Genomic DNA, 21,049 nt, shown 5'->3' with positions numbered 1-21,049 from the left:
TGAGCATTGCGGGTGATGGCCGATCACTCCACCCATCCCGTCGCGATGGCGTTGGCCCAGTCCGGCCGGCCGCCGCGTCGGGCAAGGGCGGCCATCGCTGTGCCGTCATAAGGCACGTAGCGAAACGTCAATGACCAGCATCCATCTCGGCGCTCTGCGATCGCATAGCAGGCGTCCGGCGTGCCAGTCTGCACGTGATAGCGCTTGGGCGTGGAGATCCGATAGCCCGGCAGCCCGACGCTGCCGGGATTGACGATCAGCCGGCCATCGCCGAGCCGGACGATGCGCGGAATGTGGCTGTGCCCGCACAAAATCAGCGAGGCATCGATGCCGGCGGCCCGCGCTTCGATGCTGGCAAGATTGCTTGGACGCGGTGTGTCGCCCTCCGTGATCCCTTCGAGCCAGAACGCCGCATCGTCGTCCGGGGCGGCGTGACACAGGAACACCTCATCGCGATACAGCAACGTCGCCGGCTGTGCCGCCAGCCACGCGACTTGCTCCTGCCGGAGCGCACGTACGTCCCCGCGGGACAAATCTCCGGCACGATGCCGATCGATCATATGCCGGTCCTGATCGCCCCTGACCGACGGGAAATCGCGTGCCATCAGCATCTCGGCCGTCTGTATCGGCGCGAGCGGGCCGCTGAGATGGTCGCCGAGATTGACGACGTCATCAATGCCAAGCGAAGCGATGTCGGCCAGCACGGCCGCCAGCGCGTCGCAATTTCCGTGGATGTCGGCGATGGCCGCAAACCGCATGAGAGCCTCCGTTCAGGAACGGCGGGCAGGGCGTTGCCATGCAATGAACCGTTCGCTTTAGCTGCACTTTGAGACGCGCCCGCAAGCTGATGGTCAAATCGGCGCTTGGCACGATCAGTAGCACGCTGCGGATGAGGACGACAATCAGTGGGCCGAGGCCGGATGTCGCTACGCTCGCGGTTCTGTCGACGGCAAAAGCGGTCGTTCCGACGAAGATTCTTCTTTACGAATATCAGAAATCATGCTCTATTGTGCGCATCCCGCCTCACTCGGAGGGGCGTTGCGCGCGATCGTCACGACACGCGGGGCGGGGAGCGATGGCCGCGAGTAAGCCGCAGCGTGTCTTCGGACACGCGGACGAACGGCTTGGCGCGGACGTGAAGTCGCAGCGTGCTGACACCCCGATGCTGGTGTCCCACGCAAGGCGCGTAAGCGCGTTGCGTGCATGGTGGCCAACAAGCCCGGCGCACCAGGCAGACTGCGTATAAGCGTTAAGACTGTCGCGCGGGGAATGCCGGTTGATCGGCTGCACCTGTGGTACCTGCCGCCTGCACTTTCTTCCGCAGGCGGGCCATGGGTGAGGCCTTCACCCGGCATTCCCTGCGCCCTCCGACTTGATGAGGGTGAACGACATCAGCACAGCTCGGGCAGCACCTGCCGCGGGAGCGCTCGCTCATGGGCCATGACGAACCAATCGCGTCAGCTTTCGAGCAGCCACTCCGTCGCGCTGCGCCACAGCGTGTCGCGATGCGCCGCGCGGAAGAAGCCCATATGGCCGATTGCGGACGCGCCGACGTCCTGCGGCGCGATGCTGAGCAGCTCCGGCGTCGTGCCCGTATAACCAGCGCACAGCAGCTCGACCGCCGGCCGCGTCGCCCAGGGATCGTCGGCGAGGCACAGCGCCCGGACGGGACTCTTGAAGTTGGCGTAGTTGGCAAGCGGCAGCGATGCGTCATCGAACAGATAGCGCGGGCTCATGATCCAGCGCACCCATTGCAGGAAGACACCCTTCGGCAGGTCCTCGCCGACGCCACTCCAGCCCGGCGTGTAACCCAGCGCATGAGTCAGCGGGACGCCAACGCCGTTGAGCATCGTCGCCACGCGCCAGCGTTCGCCCGGGGCCATGAGCTTCCAATAGCCGGCCTGCGAGGCGATGAAGAGGGCGCGCGACACCTCGGTGTTGTTGGCGAGCAGGCCGAGCGTCTGGCCGCCGAAGGAGTGGCCGACATAGCGCAGCGGCAGCGCACCATAGCGCGCACGCATCCAACCGACCGCGCCGGTGATGTCGAGTGCGGCCCAGTCGGTCATCGAGGCCGCAAAGCCCTTCAGGGAGAGGGGACGGCTGCCGCCGATCCCGCGATAGTCGTAGGTCAGAACCGCGCAACCCTGTTGGGCAAGATGAGCTGCGAAGCCGCGATAGATTCGGCGCGGGATCGCCGCCCCGGAATTGATCAGCACGGCATGCGCGGGTGTACCGCGCGGCGCGAACAGGGTGCCCGCGAGCTCAAAGCCGTCGCTGGCCGTAATGGTCAGATCCTCACTCGAAACGCCATTGGATCCCGTCTCGCCCACGCCTCGTCCTCCCATCACGCGCCGAGCCGCAGCAAAGTCAAATTCGGCTTGCGGTGCAAGCCCTTGTGTCTGCGCCTTAAATTCCAAGTGGCGGCGCGGAGGCAGGCTGTGTATAAGGCGCGCGCCGCAGTAGGGGATGAACGCGCGGTATTCGCAAGGGAGTTGAAGCCATGACCGAGCGCTGGAGCCCGGAGAGCTGGCGTTCCAAGCCGGTGCAGCAGGTGCCTGACTATCCCGACCAGAAGGCGCTGGCCGAGGTCGAGGCGCAGCTTGCGACCTTCCCGCCGCTGGTGTTCGCCGGCGAGGCGCGCAACCTGAAGAAGGCGCTGGCGCGGGTGGCGGCCGGCCAGGCCTTCCTGCTGCAGGGCGGCGACTGCGCCGAGAGCTTCGCCGAGCACGGCGCCAACAACATCCGCGACTTCTTCCGCGTGCTGCTGCAGATGGCCGTGGTCATGACCTATGCCGGCGCGGTGCCGGTGGTGAAGGTCGGCCGCATCGCCGGCCAGTTCGCCAAGCCGCGCTCGTCGCCGACCGAGAAGATCAATGGCGTCGAGCTGCCGAGCTATCGCGGCGACATCGTCAACGACACCGCCTTCACGCCCGAGGCGCGCATTCCCGATCCGCGCCGCCAGCTCGACGCCTACCGGCAGTCGGCGGCGACCCTGAACCTGCTGCGCGCCTTCGCCACCGGCGGCTTCGCCAATCTCGGCAGCGTGCATCAATGGATGCTCGGCTTCGTCAAGGATAGCCCGCAGTCGCGCCGCTACAAGGAGCTGGCCGACCGCATCTCCGAGGCGCTCAACTTCATGCGCGCCTGCGGCCTCGACCTCGAGAGCCATCCGGAGCTGCGTGCCACCGACTTCTACACCAGCCACGAGGCGCTGCTTCTCGGCTATGAGCAGGCCTTCACCCGCGTCGATTCCACCACCGGCGACTGGTACGCGACCTCGGGCCATTTCATCTGGATCGGCGACCGCACCCGGCAGCTCGATCACGGCCATGTCGAGTATTTCCGCGGCATCAAGAACCCGATCGGCCTGAAATGCGGCCCGTCGCTGAAGCCGGACGAGCTGCTGAAGCTGATCGACATCCTCAATCCCGACAACGAGCCGGGCCGGCTGACCCTGATCAACCGCTTCGGCGCCGACAAGGTCGGCGATCATCTGCCGGGACTGATCCGCGCGGTGCAGCGGGAAGGGCGCAAGGTGGTGTGGTCGTGCGATCCGATGCACGGCAACACCATCACCTCGACCTCGGGCTACAAGACGCGGCCGTTCGATCGCATTGTATCCGAGGTGCGGGCGTTCTTCGCGGTGCATGCCGCGGAGGGCACCCATGCCGGCGGCATCCATCTCGAGATGACCGGCAAGGACGTCACCGAATGCATCGGCGGCGCGCGGGCGATCACCGATGAGGATCTCAACGACCGCTATCACACGGTGTGCGATCCCAGGCTCAATGCCGAGCAGTCGATCGACATGGCGTTCCTGATCGCCGAGCTGCTGAAGCAGCAGCGCGGCGGCAAGTCCGCACCGATGCCGGCCGTCGCGGGCTTCTGATGCTGCGTCTGTGGCGCGCGACGGTCAACTCGCGCAACGGCCTGGCCTTCGCGCTCCGCTCCGAGCAGGCGGTGCGCGAGGAGGTGGTCGCGTTCCTGCTGGCGCTGCCGCTGGCCTATGTCGTCGGCGCGACGCCGATGCGCAGCGTCGAGCTGGTCTGCGCGGTGGTGCTGGTGCTGGTGGTCGAGCTGCTCAACACCGCGATCGAGAAGCTCGCCGACCGCCTCACCACGGAGCATGATCTGCAGATCGGCCGGGTCAAGGATCTCGGCTCGGCCGCGGTCGGCGTCGCGCTGCTGATGTCCGGCAGCTTCTGGCTGTTCGCGATCGCCGAGCGGCTTGGGCTGCTTTGAATGAGTTGAGCGATGGTCGCTGACATCTTCAGGGTCACGCTGGCCCAGCTCAACCCGACGGTCGGCGACATCGCCGGCAACGTCGCCAAGGCGCGCGAGGCGCGTGCGAAGGCTTCGGCCGATGGCGCCGATCTCGTGGTGCTGCCGGAGTTGTTCATTGCGGGCGATCCGCCGCAGGACCTCGTCTTGCAGCCGGCATTTCAGGCCGCGTGCCAGGCCGCGATCGAGGCTCTCGCGCGCGAGACCGCCGATGGCGGGCCGGCGGTGCTGATCGGTACGCCCTGGAACGAGGACGGCAAGCTCTACAACGCCTGCGCGCTGCTCGATGCCGGCCGCATCGCCGCGACGCGCTTCAAGGCCAACCTGCCCGATGGTGATCAGAAGCGCCTGTTCACGCGCGGCCCGGCTGCCGGCCCGCTCAGCGTGCGGGGCGTTCGCATCGGCGTCGCGATCGGCGACGACATCTCGATCGAAGAATCCTCGAACGACGAAAACGTCATCGAGACGCTGGCGGAAACCGGGGCCGAGTTCATCGTCGTGCCGAGCCGCTCATGCTACCTGCGCAGCGGCGGCGACCGGCGCCTGTCGGCCGCCGTGGCGCGCGTCACCGAAAGCGATCTGCCGCTCGTCTGGCTCAATCAGGTCGGCGGTCAGGATGGCGAGGTGTTCGACGGCGCGTCCTTTGCGCTGAACGCCGATCTCTCGGTGGCGGCACAGCTCCCGGGCTTCGTCGCTGAAGTCACGACCTTGGCATGGAGCAGGGGAGACGATGGCTGGCAGTGCCGGGGACCGGTCACCACGCTGATCGAGGGCGACGAGGCGGACTACGCGGCCCGCGTGCTCGGCCTGCGCGACCATGTCGAGAAGCGCGGCTTCACCGGCATCGTGCTCGGCCTGACCGGAGGCATCGAATCCGCGCTGTCATTGGCGATGGCCGTCGATGCGCTGGGAGCTGCGAGGGTTCGCGGCGTGGTGCTGTCCGGGCCCGACATGCCGCAGGAGGCGCGGGCTATTGCAATCGCGGCGCGGCTCGGCGTCACCGCCGAGGTGTTGCCGATCACGGCGGCAGTGGCAGGCTTCGAAACGGTTCTGCCCGGTCCGCTGGCGAGCGGCGCCCGTCACGATCTCCTGGCGCGCGTGCGCGGCACGCTGCTGCTGGGCTTGGCGAGCCTCTCCGGTGCGCTCGCCGCCGTGCCGCTCAAGAGGTCGGACCGATATGGCTGTGAGATCGGTGACGCGATCGGCGGTGTCGCTCCATTCGACGACATGTCCCAGGCCGAGATCGTTCGTCTCGCAGCGCTGCGCAATCGTTGGAAGCCTGCGAACGCGCTGGGACCGTCGGGCGAAGTCATATCGCCCGATCTCGCTGGCCGCGCGTTCTCAGATGCGTTCGAAGGATGACCCGATGACCCGGCGATCTCGCTCAGCGCGCCGGGATGAAAGTCGGTCCGACCGTGCGGATCTGCTTGTCGCCACCGGCGCCCGTGGTGTCCGCGGTCGCGGGCGCTGCGGCCTCGGCCGGCGCGGCACCCTTCCGGGCGGCGTTCGCAGGCGGCTTACCGGTCTGGCGCTGCTGCATCCGCTTGGCGCTCTCCTCGGTGACGATGATGTCGCCCTGCTGCTCGGCTGCGGCCTTGTCATCGATCGATTTCAGCGCGTCGGCCCAGGTCTGTCCCGCGGCCTTGCAGGAACAGCTCGGATTGAACTCGGTGCGATACTTGAAGGCGTTCGGCAGCGCGGTGTAGGGCTGGCCGTTGACCGAGACCGCCTGGTTCATGTCCTCGCCGGGATTGCGATAGGTGAACAGCGTCGCGTCGGCGGCGGGGCATTGCGCCTTGCAGGCGCGCTCGTCGTCGGCGAAGCGGCCGGGAACGGTGGCGAACGAGATCGGGAAATAGGCGCCGTCGCAGCTACGTACGCACACGGTCCGGTAGGTGCCCTGCGGCGCCGCGAGATCGGCGCTCGGCGGGGGCAGCGATGCGGCCGGATTGCTGTCGGCGCCGCCGCCGAACAGGCTGGTCAGGAAGTTGCCGCCGCCGCCGCGATTGGCGTTGGCATATTGCTGGTACTGCGGGCCGCAATTGTTCTGGCCGAGCGCTGCCAGCACCGAGCGGCGCTGATTGTCGCGCTCACCACCAAACCCGCCGCCGCGCAGCCGCTCCAGGCTGTTGGTGATCTGGTCGAGATTGGTTCGCATCTGCTGGATCTGGTTGTTGACCGGAGCGCATTCCGCGGAACGGCCATTGAACAGCGAGAAGAAGCCGGTGCTGTCGCAGCCTATGCGCTTGGCCTGCATGCTGACGCGGTCGAGCTCGCCTTGCTGCTTGGCGGCCGCGTCCTGATAACGCCGGATCTGGTCCTCACGCGCGGGATCGCCGCCACCGCCGCGATCGATCGAGGCGAGCTGCGCTTCCAGACGCGGGCAGATCGGATTGACGCCGGCCTGCGGCCCGGGCTGGCCCGGCGGCATCTGCGCATAGGACTCGGAGCTGGATTGCGCCAGGGCGTGCGAGCCGGTCAGGGTCAATCCGAGCAGCGCAGAGACGGCCAACAGGCGCGGAGACAAGGATGCGATCAAGATGCGGTATTCCGGTCCATGGGTGCAGCCGCGGGACTAGCACAGAATTCGGAAAAATCGCGGCAGCGGCGGGCATCCCATAGCCGCTTTGTCGGGCATCGTCACGTCGTTTCCGGGGCGCCGGGGTGGCGGGAACAGCCGTTCCCGGCCGTCTCAGCGCTGGCAGGTGATCGCGACGAAGTCGCTGCAGCCGCCGTGGGCACAGTTTGCGCCAGCTTTCGGCACCGATCCGGTGATTTCATCGGGGTCGACGCGGCGATAGGAGGAGGCCTGTGCAAAATCCCGTGATTGGCAGTACGACCGCGCGGCCGAGGCACCGCATCGGTCGCCCTTGGCGAGGCACTGGTCGACGCCGTAGCCGTCGGCTTCGTTGGCGATGATGAAGATGCGGCTCTCCGCCGTGGCGGTGGTCGCGGCGGCGAGGAGAACACAGCAGGCGAGCAGCGCCGAGGAGATTCGCATGGTGCACCGGTGGGTGTAGGAGACAACTCATGGTTAGGCCCAAAAGGTTAAGAATGATTAACCATGAGGCGGGGCGCGAGCATTTGGGCAGTGAAAACGGCCGTTTTGCGGCTCTTGACGGAGACAGCCGGCTGCAGCATGGTGAGTTTCATGAACGGTTTCCTCGCCATCTGCTGCATTTGCCGCGAGATTACGCGCTAGCGATTCGCTGGCTGAGGCCGTCTTTTCTCAACAGAGATGATCAGGACGCCCGGCCGGCAGGTCGGAAGCGTGATTCGTGCCGTGGCGGCCCGCTCGCGGGCGGTCGTGCGGCGTAGGACACCCGTTGCGCTTCGTCATGGACTGTCGGTCCGGCGGGGCGGTGAGCACAGGGCATTCGGGGACGGACCATGGACTTGCGTTTGTACGACACCGCGTCGCGGGAGAAGCGCTCCTTCGTGCCGCTCGATCCGAACAATGTCCGCATGTATGTCTGCGGACCGACGGTCTACGACTTCGCCCATATCGGCAATGCGCGGCCCGTGATCGTCTTCGACGTGCTGTTCCGGCTGCTGCGGCATCTCTATGGCAAGGATCACGTCACCTACGTCCGCAACATCACGGACGTCGACGACAAGATCAACGCGCGCGCTGCGCGCGACTTTCCCGGACTGCCGCTGAACGAGGCGATCCGCAAGGTCACGGAGGTGACGGCCAATCAGTTCCACAGCGACGCGGCTGCGCTCGGCAGTCTGCCGCCGACCTTCGAGCCACGCGCCACCGAGTTCGTGCTGCCGCGCCCTGATGGCAAGGCGGATATGGTGACCCTGATCAAGCAGCTGATCGCGCGTGGCCACGCCTATGAGGCGGGCGGCGAGGTGTTGTTCGACACCCGGTCGATGCCGGACTATGGCGCGCTATCAGGTCGTAGGCTCGACGAGCAGCTCGCCGGCGCGCGCGTGGCCGTCGATGCGCACAAGAAGAATCCCGCCGACTTCGTGCTGTGGAAGCAATCGTCGGAGGACGAGCCGGGCTGGGACAGCCCGTGGGGCCGCGGACGGCCGGGCTGGCACATCGAGTGCTCGGCGATGAGCGCGGCCTTTCTCGGTGAGGTCTTCGACATCCATGGCGGCGGGCTCGACCTGATCTTCCCGCATCATGAGAACGAGATCGCGCAGTCGCGTTGCGCGCACGGCACGTCCGTGATGGCGAACTACTGGCTGCACAATGAGTTCGTCCAGGTCGAGGGCGCGAAGATGTCGAAGAGCCTCGGCAACTTCGTCACCATCCGAGACCTGCTGGCGGACTGGCCCGGAGAGGTGTTGCGCCTCAACATGCTCAAGATGCATTATCGCTCGCCGGCGGATTGGACGGTCAAGGGCCTGGAGGAGAGTGCCAAGACGCTCGACGACTGGTATTGCGTCGCGGCCGATGCGCCGGGCGAGCAGCCGGAGCGTGAGATCATCGCCGCCCTCGTCGACGACCTCAACACGCCGCTGATGATCGCAGAGCTGCACGCGTTGCGGAGCCGTGCGGCGTCCGGCGGCGAGATGGATCGCGCTGCCTTTGCAGGCTCGCTTCGTTTTGCGGGCTTCCTGTCAGAAACCGTCGCGCAATGGGAGGCGCGAAAGCAGCAGGCCAAAGGCGTCGACGCCGCCAAGGTCGAAAGCCTGATCGCCGAGCGCACCGCGGCTCGCGCGCGCAAGGACTTCAAGGAGTCCGATCGCCTCCGCGACGAGCTCGCGGCGATGGGTGTCGTGTTGAAGGATGGCAAGGGCGCCGACGGCAAGCCGGTGACGACCTGGGAGATCGCGCGATGAGCAAGCCCGACACGCCGTTTCCGCGGCACTGGCTGTACTACATCCTGCTCAAGCTGGTTCTGATCGCGGGCGCAGTGGCGCTGGTCACGAAACTCTACGGCATGTGGTGACGCATGGGACAGGCTCTCCCGAGGCCCGCGCTGCGGCCGTTTCTTCCCGCTGATGCGCCGGTTCTGGCCGCGATCTTCGTCGCCAGCATCCAGGAGCTGACCGGTGACGATTACAGCGAGGAGCAGCAGGAGGCCTGGGCTTCCGCTGTGGACGATGAGACGGGCTTCGGCAAAAGGTTGGCGTCCGAGCTCACCTTGATTGCGACCCTGCAGGGCTCGCCGGTCGGCTTCGCCGCGCTGAAGGGAAACGATCACATCGACATGCTCTATGTCCATCCGAACGCGGCGGGGCAGGGCGTCGGGGCCCTGCTATGCGACGCGCTGGAAAAGCTGGCGGGCGCGCGCGGCACGACCGGTCTGTCGGTCGACGCCAGCGACACGGCGGTCGAATTCTTCCGCAAGCGCGGCTACGTCGCGCAGCAGCGCAACAGCGTCTCCATCAACGGCGAGTGGCTCGCCAACACGACGATGAAGAAGACGCTCGGCTCCGGGGGAGCACAGGCATGAGCACGGCAGGCACAAGCAGGGAACGACTTTATCTGTTCGACACCACCCTGCGCGATGGCGCGCAGACCAACGGTGTCGATTTCACGCTGGCCGACAAGCAGGCCATCGCGCGCATGCTCGACGATCTCGGCATCGACTATGTCGAGGGCGGCTATCCCGGCGCCAATCCGCTCGACACGGAGTTCTTCGCCGCCAAGCCCAAACTCGGCCACGCCCGCTTCACGGCCTTCGGGATGACGCGCCGGGCGGGACGCTCGGTATCCAACGATCCGGGCGTAGCGGCGTTGCTGGAGGCCAAGGCAGACGCGATCTGCTTCGTCGCGAAGTCATCCGCCTATCAGGTGCGCGTCGCGCTGGAGACCAGCAACGAAGAGAATCTCGCCTCGATCCGCGACAGCGTGACGGCTGCAAAGGCTGCGGGGCGCGAGGTGATGCTCGACTGCGAGCATTTCTTCGACGGCTACAAGGAGAATGCGGAGTTCGCGCTGGCCTGCGCACGCGCGGCACATGAGGCCGGCGCGCGCTGGGTCGTGTTGTGCGACACCAATGGCGGCACCATGCCGCACGAGATCGAGGCGATCGTCGGCGAGGTCGTCAAGCACGTGCCGGGCGATCACCTCGGCATCCACGCCCACAACGACACCGAACAGGCGGTGGCGAATTCGCTGGCTGCGGTGCGTGCCGGCGTGCGCCAGATCCAGGGCACGCTGAACGGGCTCGGCGAGCGCTGCGGCAACGCCAATCTGTGCTCGCTGATCCCCACATTGAAGCTGAAGACGGAGTTCTCGGATCGCTTCGAGATTGGCGTCTCCGACCAGCAGCTCGCCGGGCTGATGAAGGTCTCGCGGACGCTCGACGACATGCTGAACCGCGCGCCGAACCGCCACGCGCCCTATGTGGGCGAGAGCGCCTTCGTGACCAAGACCGGCATTCATGCCTCGGCCGTGCTCAAGGATCCACAAACCTATGAGCACATTCTGCCCGAGAGCGTCGGCAATCGTCGCAAGGTGCTGGTATCGGACCAGGCGGGCCGTTCCAACGTGATCGCGGCGCTGGAGCGTGGTGGCATTCCCTTCACCAAGAGCGATCCGAAGCTGACGCGGCTGGTCGAGGAGCTGAAGGAGCGCGAGGCCGCGGGCTATGCCTACGAGTCCGCCAACGCCTCGTTCGAGCTCTTGGCGCGGCGCACGCTGGGCTCGGTGCCCGAGTACTTCCGGGTCGAGCAGTTCGACGTCAATGTCGAGCAGCGCTACAACGCGCTTGGCGAGCGCGTCACGGTGGCGCTGGCCGTGGTCAAGGTCGACGTCGCCGGCGAGCGGCTGATCTCGGCGGCCGAGGGCAACGGTCCGGTCAATGCGCTCGACGTCGCGCTGCGCAAGGATCTCGGCAAGTACCAGGGCTATATCGATGGTCTGAAGCTGATCGACTATCGCGTCCGCATCCTCAATGGCGGCACCGAGGCGGTCACGCGCGTGCTGATCGAGAGCGAGGACGAAAAGGGCGAGCGCTGGACCACGGTCGGCGTGTCGCCCAATATCATCGATGCGTCGTTCCAGGCGCTGATGGATTCGGTATTCTACAAGCTGGTGAAGTCAGGCGCGCCGGGGTGAGATGGTGTATCCGTCATTGCGAGCGAAGCGAAGCAATCCAGAGTCTTTCCGCGGATCGAGTCTGGATTGCTTCGTCGCTCTGCTCCTCGCAATGACGGAGGAGAGGGCAGGAGGTAACGCATGATCGACCACGTCTCCGTCGGCGTCAGCGATCTCGCCCGCAGCGCCCGCTTCTATGAGCTCGCGCTGGCGCCGCTCGGGATGACGCGCCTGGTCGCGCGCCCGGCGACCATCGGCTTCGGCAAGGCCTATCCGGAATTCTGGATCAATCTGCGTCCCGCGATGGCGCGGGTATCGTCCGACACCGGCTCGCATCTGTGCTTCCGCGCCAGGAGCACCGCCGAGGTCGATGCATTCCATGCGGCGGCGCTGGAGGCGGGCGGTGTTTCAGACGGCCTGCCTGGGCTACGGCCGCATGATCGCGTGCGCTACTACGCCGCCTTCGTGCTCGATCCCGACGGCAACCGGATCGAAGCCGTCACATTTCCCGCGGAGTAGGGATCAGAGCCGCTTGGCGATCTCCGGTGCCATTTCGGTCTCTTCCCTGGCGATGCCGGCGGCGGCCGCGCGCAGGCGCGGCAGGATGTCCTCGACGCGCTCGGCCTTCAAGAGCTCGATCGAGAAGCCGGGGCGGATGAACTCGGTCTCGCGCATATGGGCGAGCAGCGAGAACAGCGGCTCCCAGAAGCCGTCGATGTTGGCCATCAGCACCGGCTTGGCGTGGCGTCCGAGCTGTTTCCAGGTCAACTGCTCGACCAGCTCCTCGAGCGTGCCGATGCCGCCGGGCAGCGCCACGAACGCATCGGAATGCTCGAACATCAGCCGCTTGCGTTCATGCATGTCGGGCGTGACGATGAGATCCTTCAGCGGCATCATGACTTCCTTCTTCACAAGGAAGTCCGGAATGATGCCGGTGACGTCGCCGCCATGGTCGAGCACCGCCTTGGCAACCGCGCCCATCATGCCGATGGAGCCGCCGCCATAGACGAGCCTGACGCCGTTCTCGGCGAGCGCCTTGCCGAGCGCTTTCGCTGATTCGATGAAGCTGGGATTGGTCCCGGGGCCGGAGCCGCAATAGACACAGACGGTGCGGATTTCAGTCATTGGACGGATGTGACACTGCAGTTGAAAGGCGTCAAGACGAGGGCGGAGGGCGTGGATTCGCGGGCTTTCACGGAATGATGCGGACTGGATGGATCCATTTGCCTGGGAATGGAGTATGCAAATACTGCGCCGCGGCAACGGAATCCGCCGACGCACGGGTGCATCCGGCGCCCGGACACTCTATATGACCAGCAACGCCGGCATCACAACATGCCGAGACACTCGCTGTTCCAGAACGTTAGATGCCGCCCGATTCCTCCTCCGAACCAGCCGCCGGCCAGCCATCGTCCCTCGAGCAGGGAACGCTGGCCGGCACGCTGCGCCATTTGTGGCCCTTCATCTGGCCGAGCGATCGCGCCGACCTGAAGATGCGCGTGCTATGGTCGGTGGTGCTGCTGATTGTGGCGAAGGTCGCGACGCTGGTCCTGCCCTTCACCTTCAAATGGGCGACCGACGCGCTGACCGGCGCCAACACCGCGCCGATTGCGCCCGCCAACTGGGCGTTCTGGCTGGTGGCCTCACCGCTCGTCATGACGGCAAGCTACGGCGGGATGCGCGTCCTGATGGCGGTGCTGACGCAGTGGCGAGATGGTATTTTTGCCCGCGTCGCCATGCATGCGGTGCGCAAGCTCGCGACCATCACCTTCGTCCACATGCACGAATTGTCGCTGCGTTTTCACCTGGAGCGCAAGACCGGCGGCCTGACCCGCGTGCTCGAGCGCGGCCGCAACGCGATCGAGACCATCGTGCGCATGGTGATCCTGCAGCTGATCCCGACCATCGTCGAGGTCTCGCTGCTGACGGCGGTGCTGCTCTGGCAGTTCGACTGGCGCTACGTGCTGGTCACGCTCACCATGGTCGCAGCCTATCTCTATTACACCTACATCGCGACCGAATGGCGCATCGAGATCCGGCGCCGCATGAACGACTCGGACACCGACGCCAACACCAAGGCGATCGACTCGCTCTTGAACTATGAGACGGTGAAATATTTCGGCGCCGAGGCGCGCGAGGCCGAGCGCTATGACCGTTCCATGGAGCGCTACGAGCGCGCCAGCGTGAAGACCTATACCTCGCTCGCAGTGCTCAACGCCGGGCAGGCCGTGATTTTCACGATCGGGCTGACGGTGGCGATGCTGATGTGCGCCCAGGGCGTGCGCCAGGGCCGCAACACGGTCGGCGACTTCGTCATGATCAACAGCATGATGATCCAGCTCTACCAGCCGCTGAACTTCATGGGCATGGTCTACCGCGAGATCAAGCAGGCGATCATCGACATCGAGAAGATGTTCGGCGTGCTCACGCGCGATGCCGAGGTGAAGGATTCACCCGGGGCGACGCCTTTGGTGGTGACCTCCGGCCATGTCCGCTTCGAGGACGTCCGCTTCGCCTATGAGCCGGAGCGGCCGATCCTGCAGGGCCTGAGCTTCGAGGTGCCGGCCGGCAAGACGGTCGCGATCGTGGGTCCGTCAGGTGCCGGCAAGTCGACCATCTCGCGGCTGCTGTTTCGCCTCTACGACGTCTCCGGCGGCTGCATCCTGATCGATGGGCAGGACATCCGTGACGTCACCCAGGTGTCGCTGCGCGCCCAGATCGGCATGGTGCCGCAGGACACCGTGCTGTTCAACGACACCATCCGCTACAACATCCGCTACGGACGCTGGGATGCCGACGACGCCGCCGTCGAGGAGGCGGCCCGCCTCGCGCAGATCGACGGTCTGATCCGGATGGCGCCGAAGGGGTACGAGACGCAGGTGGGCGAGCGCGGCCTCAAGCTCTCCGGTGGGGAGAAGCAGCGCGTTGCGATTGCCCGCACCATCCTGAAGGGGCCACCGATCCTCGTGCTGGACGAGGCGACCTCGGCGCTGGACAGTCATACCGAGCACGAGATCCAGGAGGCGCTCGATGGCGTGTCGCGCAATCGCACCTCGCTCGTGATCGCGCACCGGCTTTCGACCATCGTGGCGGCCGATGAGATCATCGTGCTCGACCGGGGGCGCATTGCCGAGCGCGGCACCCATGCCGAGCTGCTGGGCAAAGGCGGGCTGTATGCCGGGATGTGGAACCGGCAGCGCGAGGCCGAGGAGGCGCGCGAAAAACTGGCGCAGATCGGCGACGATGCGGCGGCGCCGAACCGCAATCCGCCGGATCGGAGCGAGCCGGACGCGGTCGGGCCCGATCGGACCGGCCAGGTGGCGAGTGCCGCCGAATGATGCCGCGGACCGCCCTGATCTGAACTCAAGAATGCATTAAGGATTCATTTTGACCTTCGCCGGCCATAGACCTAGTCAAGGCGACGGTCCGCTCTGAGGTCAGAGCGACAACACTCAACGAAGCAGGCCATGTCGATCAGCAATTCCATCCGCGCTCAGATCCCGCCGATCCACCCGGAAGGCTATCCCTTCATCGGGGGATTTGCCCTCGTCAGCCTGATCCTGTTCTGGATATTCACCCCGCTCGGCTGGATCGGCACGCTGCTCACCGTCTGGTGCGCGCTGTTCTTCCGCGACCCGATCCGGGTCACGCCGCAGCGGGAAGGGCTGGTGGTGGCGCCGGCCGACGGGCGCATCTCCATGATCACGCGCGCCCTGCCGCCGGCCGAGCTCGGCCTCGGCGACCGGCCGCTGCTGCGGGTCTCGATCTTCATGAGCGTGTTCAACGTGCATGTGAACCGCAGCCCGGTGGCCGGCCGGATCGAGAAGATCTCCTACCGTCCGGGCGCCTTCATCAACGCCGAGCTCGACAAGGCGAGCGAGGACAACGAGCGCAACTCGCTCGCGATCTCGACGCCGCATGGCCGCATCGGCGTGGTCCAGATCGCCGGCCTCGTGGCGCGCCGGATCGTGTCGTTCGTGCGCGAGGGGCAGACCATCGGGGCTGGCGAGCGCTTCGGCCTGATCCGCTTCGGCTCGCGGCTCGACGTCTATCTGCCTGACGGCACGGAAGTTCTGGTCTCGGAGGGGCAGACGGCCATTGCCGGCGAGACGATCCTGGCCGATTTCGACGTGCCCGTGCCCGGCCTGACCTTCCGGAGCCAGTGAACCGTCGCCGGCCGATGATGACTCATTAAAGGTCCTTGAGGCACCTTCCGACACAAGGTTTCGACCAACCCACACGTGGTGTGATCATGAGCTTCGATCCGAACTCTCCCGAACTGCGCCGGCGCCGTTTCCGCCCGATCCCGGTGCGGCTGCTGGTGCCGAACATGATCACCTTGTTGGCGATCTGCGCCGGCCTGACCGCAATCCGGCTGTCGACCGAGGGGCGGATGGAGCTCGCCGTCGGCGCCATCGTCTTCGCTGCCTTCCTGGACGGCATCGACGGCCGCATCGCCCGCATGATCAAGGGCCAGTCGAAGTTCGGCGCCGAGCTCGACAGCCTGGCCGATTTCGTCAATTTCGGCGTGGCGCCCGGCCTGATCCTGTATTTCTGGCAGCTCCATGAGCTGCGCGACGGCGGCTGGATCGCCGCCATGATGTACGCCATCAGCGGCGGCCTGCGGCTGGCGCGCTTCAATGCCAGCATTGACGATCCCAACAAGCCGCCCTTCGCCGCCAATTTCTTCACCGGCGTGCCGGCCCCGCTCGGCGCCATCACGGTGCTGCTGCCGGTCTATCTGGCGTTCCTGGATCTGCCGAGGCCGCCGGCGCTGGTGACGGCTTTCTACACGCTGCTGATCGCCTTCCTGATGGTGTCGCGGCTGCCGGTGTTCTCCGGCAAGACCACGCGGATGCGCGTCTCGCCCGAACTCGTGCTGCCAGTGTTCGCCTCGGTGGTGTTCTTCGTGGCGCTGCTGGTGGTCTATCCCTGGCACATCCTGTCGGCAGGATCGATCCTCTACATCCTGAGCCTTCCGTTCGGCTGGCGGCTGTATCGGCAGCAGGCGGCGCGGCACTCCGCGGTTCTTGGTGCCGCGGCTGCAGCGCCGCACGCCTCGTCTTCATCCGCGACGGCTTTTGCGCCGACCGGCGCGCCAGCGGCGGAGCAGGGGCAGCGGCCGCCGGAACGGCTGCACTGAGCGCAGGGCCCCAAGACCCAGCGCGCGCTTTGCCGGCTTCGGCGCCTCAGTTATACCGGATGGCCAAGGACGGCCGCGAATGCCGTCCGCATCATCCGGAGAAAACGCCCGTGACAAGCACTGCCGCCGCGCCCCTCGCTGCTTCCGTTCTCGAGGCGCTCGCGCGCTACGATACGCCGACCATCTGCAACGCGATGGAGATCGTGGCGCCCGAACGCCGCCTGGTCGGCTACACGACCAAGCCGCTGGTGTGTCCGTTCCCCGATCTGCCGCCCATGGTCGGCTACGCGCGGACGGCGACGATCCGGTCCGTCGTCAAATCGGGTCTGCCGGCGGACGAGCAGGCGAGGCGGCGCACAGACTACTACGAATATGTCGGCACCGGTCATGGTCCCCGCATCGTCGTGATCCAGGACATCGATGGTCCCGACATCGGCTACGGCGCGTTCTGGGGCGAGGTGCAGAGCAATGTCCACAAGGCGCTCGGCTGCCTCGGCGTGATCACGGATGGATCGATCCGCGACATTCCGCAATGGGCTGCCGGCTTCCAGGCTCTGGCGGGCTCGATCGGTCCGTCGCATGCATGGGTGCATGCCGAGAGCTTCGGCGGCGAGGTCCGCGTCGCCGGCATGACCGTGCGCTCGGACGATCTGATCCACTCCGATCGCCATGGTGCGATCGTCATCCCGGCCGACATCGCGGCGAAGCTTCCCGAGGCGGCCGAACTGTGCGCGCGCCGCGAAACGCCGATCCTGGAGATCGCGCGGTCGGCGGATTTCTCGCTCGAGAAGCTCAAGGCCGCCTTGAAGCGGTCGGCGGAGATTCATTGAGCCTCGCTTCGCTCCGGTCCCAATGAGCGAGAGCCGTACCGCTCGGCGGTGCGGCCCGGCTGGTTCGGGCCCTGCGCAGGGCCGCTCGCCGAACTGCGACGCTGCAACCGCATCCGGATGACTACGGGGTGACGGCCGAGCTTCCGCGGAAAATGTCCAGCGTGGTGGCGAATGACCCGCAAACAGGCCGGGATCCGCCGAAGGTTAAGCGGCCGTCGCTCGTTGAGAAGATTTTATCCATCAAGCTTTACCTGATGGCCAGCCTGTCCCGATAGGCATGTCGCCCGAGGGCGAAGGACATGCGCAGGCTGATATCGAAATCGAGGCCGTTGTTCGGGCGGCTCGACCGGACCGTCGACAAGATGGTTCGGCTGATCGGACATTTCGGCAGCGCCGCGATCGGCCTCTCGGCGATCGCCCTGGTGTGGGCCGGCATCTTCTACACGATCTCCGAAGAGCATACTCGCACCGAGCAGTCGGCGCTGAAGAACGGCGCCAACCTGGCCCGCGCGTTCGAGGAGCAGATCATCCGCTCGATCCGCGCGGCAGATCAGACCTTGCTCTACGTCCGCGACTCCTATGCCAGGGACCCGCACAACTTCGACATGTCGCTATGGTCGAAGAACAGCCAGTTCCTGTCCGACTTCTCGTTTCAGGTCGTCGTGATCGGAAAGGACGGCATCATGCTGTCCAGCAACATCGATCCGAACATGCGCGGCCTCGACCTGCGCGACCGCGAGCACTTCCGCGTTCATGCCGGCGGAAAGGATGATTTTCTCTTCATCAGCAAGCCGATCTTCGGCCGCGTCTCCAACAAATGGTCGATCCAGCTGACCCGCCGCATCATCATGCCGGACGGTTCGTTCGGCGGCGTCGTCGTGGTCTCGCTCGATCCCGAATATCTGTCGAGCTTCTATAATTCGGTCGATCTCGGCAAGAAGGGCAATGTCACGCTCCTCGGTCTCGACGGCATCGTGCGCGCACGGGCCTCGGCCGGCCCGGGAGGCGTGGGATCCTCGCTCGCCGGCAGCCCGGTGATGAGCGCCATTCAGCACAGAAGCAACGGCTTCTACACCTTCAAGAGTCTGATCGACGGCGTCACGCGCATCTACTCGTTCCAGCGCATCAAGGATCTGCCGCTGGTGGTCATTGTCGGTCAGGCCTCCGAGGAGATCTTCAGCGCCTTCAAGCTCAACCGCGATCGTGATCTGCTGGTCGGGGCGTTGCTGACGGTGGTCATCGGCATCATCACGATCCTGATCGCGCGCTATCAGGCGGGGCTTGCCGCCTCACGTGATGCCGCCGAGGCAGGTACGCGGGCGCGCTCCGAATTCCTGGCGATGATGAGCCATGAGATCCGCACGCCGATGAACGGCGTCATCGGCCTTGCCGATCTCTTGCTGTCGGCGGACCTCGGGCCGGAGCAGCGCAAGATCGCGACGACCTTGCGCGAGTCGGCCGACTACCTGTTACAGCTGCTCAACGACGTCCTCGATTTCTCCAAGCTCGATGCCGATCGTCTGGAGATCGAGCACATCGAGTTCGACCTGCACCGGTCGGTGACGGCGACCGCCGAACTGCTGGTGTCCCGCGCCAAGGAAAAGGGTCTGCAGCTGACCACCTCGATCGCGCCGGAAGTGCCGAGCTACGTGGTCGGCGATCCCGCGCGATTGCGCCAGGTGCTGTTCAACTTGGTCGGCAATGCGCTCAAATTCACCGAATCGGGCGGCGTCCATGTCGATGTCCGTGCCGAGAACCTTGCCGGGCCGAACCTGACGCTGGTGTTCTCGGTGGCCGATACCGGCGTCGGCATTCCCGCAGACGCCGTCAGCCGGCTGTTCAAGCAGTTCTCGCAGGTCGACAATTCCATCTCGCGCCGCTTCGGCGGCACCGGTCTGGGGCTCGCGATCTGCAAGCGCCTCGTCACCTGCATGGGCGGCGACATCAAGGTGCAGAGCAAGGTGGGCGAGGGCAGCACCTTCACCTTCTCGATCCAGGTTCAGCCGCAGCCGGACGTCGAGCAGGTCAGCGCGCACGAAGCGACCATCGCGCCGGTCGGCGAGACGATCGCCGAGGAACGTCCGGCCAGCCTCGAGCCGCTGAAGATTCTCGTTGCCGAGGACAATCTGACCAATCAGTTCGTCGTCAAGAAGCTCCTGGACAAGCTCGGTCACCGCTACGACATCGTCGAGAACGGAACGCAGGCGATCGCGGCCGTGCAGAGGCAGAGCTACGATCTCGTGCTGATGGACATGATGATGCCCGAGATGGACGGGCTCACGGCGACGCGGATGATCCGCTCGCTGCCGCCGCCTGCCCAGGACATCTACGTTATTGCCCTGACGGCCAACGCCACCAGCCAGGATCATCTGGCGTGCACGGAGGCCGGCATGAACGACTTCGTGACCAAGCCGGTCACGCGCGATCGACTGAATGCCGCTCTGCTTCGCGCGGTCGCTGCTACACACAAGGAAAGGCTCTTCGCATGACCGACTTGGTGCAATTCGACGAATCCGTCTATCAGACCCTGGTCTCCGAGCTCGGCGAGGAGGATGCGCTGGAAGTCCTGCGCACGTTCCTCGACGATACCTCGGGAAAGTTCGGCACGCTTGCCGCCAAGTTCGAGGATCGCCTCGAACTGAGGCGCGAGGCGCATTCGATCAAGAGTTCGTCGGCGACGTTCGGTTTTTCGGCGCTGTCGCGCCTGTCGCGCGAACTCGAGGTCGGATCGTCGACGATGGAGCCGGCGCAGATGCTGGAGATGATCCACAAGATGCAGCGATCATTCGATCAGTCAGCCGTCTTCGCCGCGGCTAACCTGCTCAAGTCCGGAGCGTCAGCCGCTTGAGCGAGGTCGGCGTGGTCTGCGGCGCTGCTGTTTACCTTTCATTATGCCTACCGAATTCAGTAACTCGTCCTTAATGGCGGACATTTAGGGTCGTGACACGCGGTCCAGAAGCACCGCGTCGGTCCGGCAGGGTCCGTGGTTTGCGTACGCGGGTGGAGTTGACTCATGGATATTATGACGAGTGCGGGGCTCGTGGCTGGCGTGATCGTCATCGCGACGATGATGCTGCTGGGCGGCGATCTCGAGATGTTCGTCAGCGAGCACGCCGCAATCATCATCTTCGGCGGTTCGATCGCAGCCACCATGATTCGCTTCCCGCTGGGCGTCATGCTGCACGGCGTTCCGCTTGGAATGAAGTACGCTTTCACCATGAGCCGCCTGTCGGCCCGCGAGCTCGTCGACGAGCTCGCCCGCATTGCCGAGATCGCGCGCAAGCAGGGCCCGGTCGGCCTGGAAAAGGTCGAGACCGACGAGCCGTTCCTCGCCAAGGGAATCCGCTACGTGGCCGACGGCTACGATCTCGAATTCATCCGCGACAATCTCGAGCGCGACCGCGACAATTTCCTGATGCACCTGGACGAAGGCAGCAAGATCTATCGCGCCATCGGCGACTGCGCCCCGGCGTTCGGCATGGTCGGCACGCTGATCGGCATGGTGCAGATGTTCGCCAACATGACCGACCCCTCGAAGCTCGGCCCGTTCATGGCGACCGCGCTGCTCGCGACCCTGTACGGCGCGTTGGTGTCGAACCTGATCTGTCTGCCGATCGCCGACAAGCTGCATGGCAAGCTGCTGGACGAGGAAACCAACCGGACGCTGATCATCGACGGAATCCTGATGATCCGTGACTCCAAGAGCCCGGCCCTGGTCCGCGAAATGCTCCTGGCCTATCTGCCCGAGAAGCATCGCCACGCCGAAGGCGAACCCGTGCCGGCCTGATC

19 protein-coding genes are annotated in these 21,049 nt (G+C 65.7%); 14 read left to right on the top strand and 5 right to left on the bottom strand.

Features of this window, described 5'->3' with window-relative positions; genetic code table 11:
• Window positions 1-23: 23 nt before the first annotated feature.
• Both QX132_RS15105 and QX132_RS15100 read right to left on the bottom strand, forming a co-directional pair.
• Window positions 24-758 carry a metallophosphoesterase family protein gene (locus QX132_RS15105; RefSeq protein WP_315739646.1) on the bottom strand — a complete coding sequence of 245 codons (735 nt, stop codon included), beginning with the start codon at window positions 756-758 and terminating at the stop codon, window positions 24-26.
• 699 nt (window positions 759-1,457) lie between these two features.
• Window positions 1,458-2,330 carry an alpha/beta fold hydrolase gene (locus tag QX132_RS15100; RefSeq protein ID WP_410052863.1) on the bottom strand — a complete coding sequence of 291 codons (873 nt, stop codon included), beginning with the start codon at window positions 2,328-2,330 and terminating at the stop codon, window positions 1,458-1,460.
• 170 nt (window positions 2,331-2,500) lie between these two features.
• Between QX132_RS15100 and QX132_RS15095 the strand changes: the two genes are divergently transcribed.
• Genes QX132_RS15095 through QX132_RS15085 form a run of 3 tightly spaced genes read left to right on the top strand, consistent with a single transcriptional unit; the run spans window position 2,501 to window position 5,643 of the window.
• The gene (locus tag QX132_RS15095) at window positions 2,501-3,889 is read left to right on the top strand and encodes a class II 3-deoxy-7-phosphoheptulonate synthase (protein WP_315758944.1); all 1,389 of its coding nucleotides are present in this window, start codon (window positions 2,501-2,503) and stop codon (window positions 3,887-3,889) included.
• On the top strand, window positions 3,889-4,242 hold the full coding sequence (locus QX132_RS15090) for a diacylglycerol kinase (protein WP_315714514.1): 354 nt from the start codon (window positions 3,889-3,891) through the stop codon (window positions 4,240-4,242). Before QX132_RS15095 ends, QX132_RS15090 begins: the two co-directional genes overlap by 1 nt.
• A gap of 12 nt (window positions 4,243-4,254) precedes the next feature.
• Complete coding sequence (locus QX132_RS15085; RefSeq protein WP_316161729.1) at window positions 4,255-5,643, top strand: nitrilase-related carbon-nitrogen hydrolase; 1,389 nt, start codon at window positions 4,255-4,257, stop codon at window positions 5,641-5,643.
• Window positions 5,644-5,665: 22 nt separating this feature from the next.
• On the opposite strand, the gene QX132_RS15080 is transcribed toward QX132_RS15085, so the two are convergent.
• The gene (locus QX132_RS15080) at window positions 5,666-6,820 is read right to left on the bottom strand and encodes a DUF2865 domain-containing protein (protein WP_316161728.1); all 1,155 of its coding nucleotides are present in this window, start codon (window positions 6,818-6,820) and stop codon (window positions 5,666-5,668) included.
• Window positions 6,821-6,973: 153 nt separating this feature from the next.
• Window positions 6,974-7,282, bottom strand: a complete 309-nt coding sequence (locus QX132_RS15075) for a hypothetical protein (RefSeq protein ID WP_315739652.1) — start codon at window positions 7,280-7,282, stop codon at window positions 6,974-6,976.
• Window positions 7,283-7,671: 389 nt separating this feature from the next.
• On the opposite strand from QX132_RS15075, the gene cysS reads away from it, so the two are divergent.
• The 4 genes from cysS (at window position 7,672) to QX132_RS15055 (ending at window position 11,806) form a co-directional block, all read left to right on the top strand.
• Complete coding sequence (cysS, locus tag QX132_RS15070) at window positions 7,672-9,081, top strand: cysteine--tRNA ligase (RefSeq protein WP_316161726.1); 1,410 nt, start codon at window positions 7,672-7,674, stop codon at window positions 9,079-9,081.
• 113 nt (window positions 9,082-9,194) lie between these two features.
• On the top strand, window positions 9,195-9,698 hold the full coding sequence (locus tag QX132_RS15065; RefSeq protein WP_315776894.1) for a GNAT family N-acetyltransferase: 504 nt from the start codon (window positions 9,195-9,197) through the stop codon (window positions 9,696-9,698).
• Window positions 9,695-11,308: a citramalate synthase gene (gene cimA / locus QX132_RS15060; RefSeq protein ID WP_316161724.1), complete on the top strand. Its 1,614-nt coding sequence runs from the start codon at window positions 9,695-9,697 to the stop codon at window positions 11,306-11,308. Before QX132_RS15065 ends, cimA begins: the two co-directional genes overlap by 4 nt.
• Window positions 11,309-11,428: 120 nt before the next feature.
• A complete protein-coding gene (locus QX132_RS15055) occupies window positions 11,429-11,806 on the top strand; it encodes a VOC family protein (RefSeq protein WP_315739658.1) in 378 nt (125 codons plus the stop codon).
• 3 nt (window positions 11,807-11,809) lie between these two features.
• On the opposite strand, the gene QX132_RS15050 is transcribed toward QX132_RS15055, so the two are convergent.
• Window positions 11,810-12,412 carry a TIGR00730 family Rossman fold protein gene (locus QX132_RS15050; protein WP_315739659.1) on the bottom strand — a complete coding sequence of 201 codons (603 nt, stop codon included), beginning with the start codon at window positions 12,410-12,412 and terminating at the stop codon, window positions 11,810-11,812.
• A gap of 242 nt (window positions 12,413-12,654) precedes the next feature.
• Here QX132_RS15050 and QX132_RS15045 point away from each other — a divergent pair, with 242 nt between their 5' ends.
• The 7 genes from QX132_RS15045 to QX132_RS15015 all read left to right on the top strand — a co-directional run bounded on the left by QX132_RS15045 (window position 12,655) and on the right by QX132_RS15015 (window position 21,047).
• Window positions 12,655-14,625, top strand: coding sequence for an ABC transporter ATP-binding protein/permease (locus QX132_RS15045; protein ID WP_316161723.1), 1,971 nt, complete (start codon window positions 12,655-12,657; stop codon window positions 14,623-14,625).
• A 93-nt stretch (window positions 14,626-14,718) separates the two neighbouring features.
• A complete protein-coding gene (locus QX132_RS15040) occupies window positions 14,719-15,453 on the top strand; it encodes a phosphatidylserine decarboxylase (RefSeq protein WP_315739724.1) in 735 nt (244 codons plus the stop codon).
• A gap of 86 nt (window positions 15,454-15,539) precedes the next feature.
• On the top strand, window positions 15,540-16,430 hold the full coding sequence (locus QX132_RS15035; RefSeq protein WP_315739662.1) for a phosphatidylcholine/phosphatidylserine synthase: 891 nt from the start codon (window positions 15,540-15,542) through the stop codon (window positions 16,428-16,430).
• Window positions 16,431-16,540: 110 nt separating this feature from the next.
• The gene (locus QX132_RS15030; RefSeq protein ID WP_315739663.1) at window positions 16,541-17,260 is read left to right on the top strand and encodes an RraA family protein; all 720 of its coding nucleotides are present in this window, start codon (window positions 16,541-16,543) and stop codon (window positions 17,258-17,260) included.
• Between the two features lie 299 nt (window positions 17,261-17,559).
• Window positions 17,560-19,749, top strand: a complete 2,190-nt coding sequence (locus QX132_RS15025) for a hybrid sensor histidine kinase/response regulator (protein ID WP_315781076.1) — start codon at window positions 17,560-17,562, stop codon at window positions 19,747-19,749.
• Window positions 19,746-20,108: an Hpt domain-containing protein gene (locus QX132_RS15020; protein WP_315770895.1), complete on the top strand. Its 363-nt coding sequence runs from the start codon at window positions 19,746-19,748 to the stop codon at window positions 20,106-20,108. Before QX132_RS15025 ends, QX132_RS15020 begins: the two co-directional genes overlap by 4 nt.
• Window positions 20,109-20,273: 165 nt before the next feature.
• Window positions 20,274-21,047: a motility protein A gene (locus QX132_RS15015; protein ID WP_315714499.1), complete on the top strand. Its 774-nt coding sequence runs from the start codon at window positions 20,274-20,276 to the stop codon at window positions 21,045-21,047.
• Window positions 21,048-21,049: the final 2 nt, after the last annotated feature.

The organism is Bradyrhizobium sp. SZCCHNRI20481, assembly GCF_032485055.1.
Classification (GTDB): domain Bacteria; phylum Pseudomonadota; class Alphaproteobacteria; order Rhizobiales; family Xanthobacteraceae; genus Bradyrhizobium.
The sequence above is the reverse complement of the archived record's forward strand: the minus strand, read 5'-3'. Positions and strand labels throughout refer to the sequence as shown.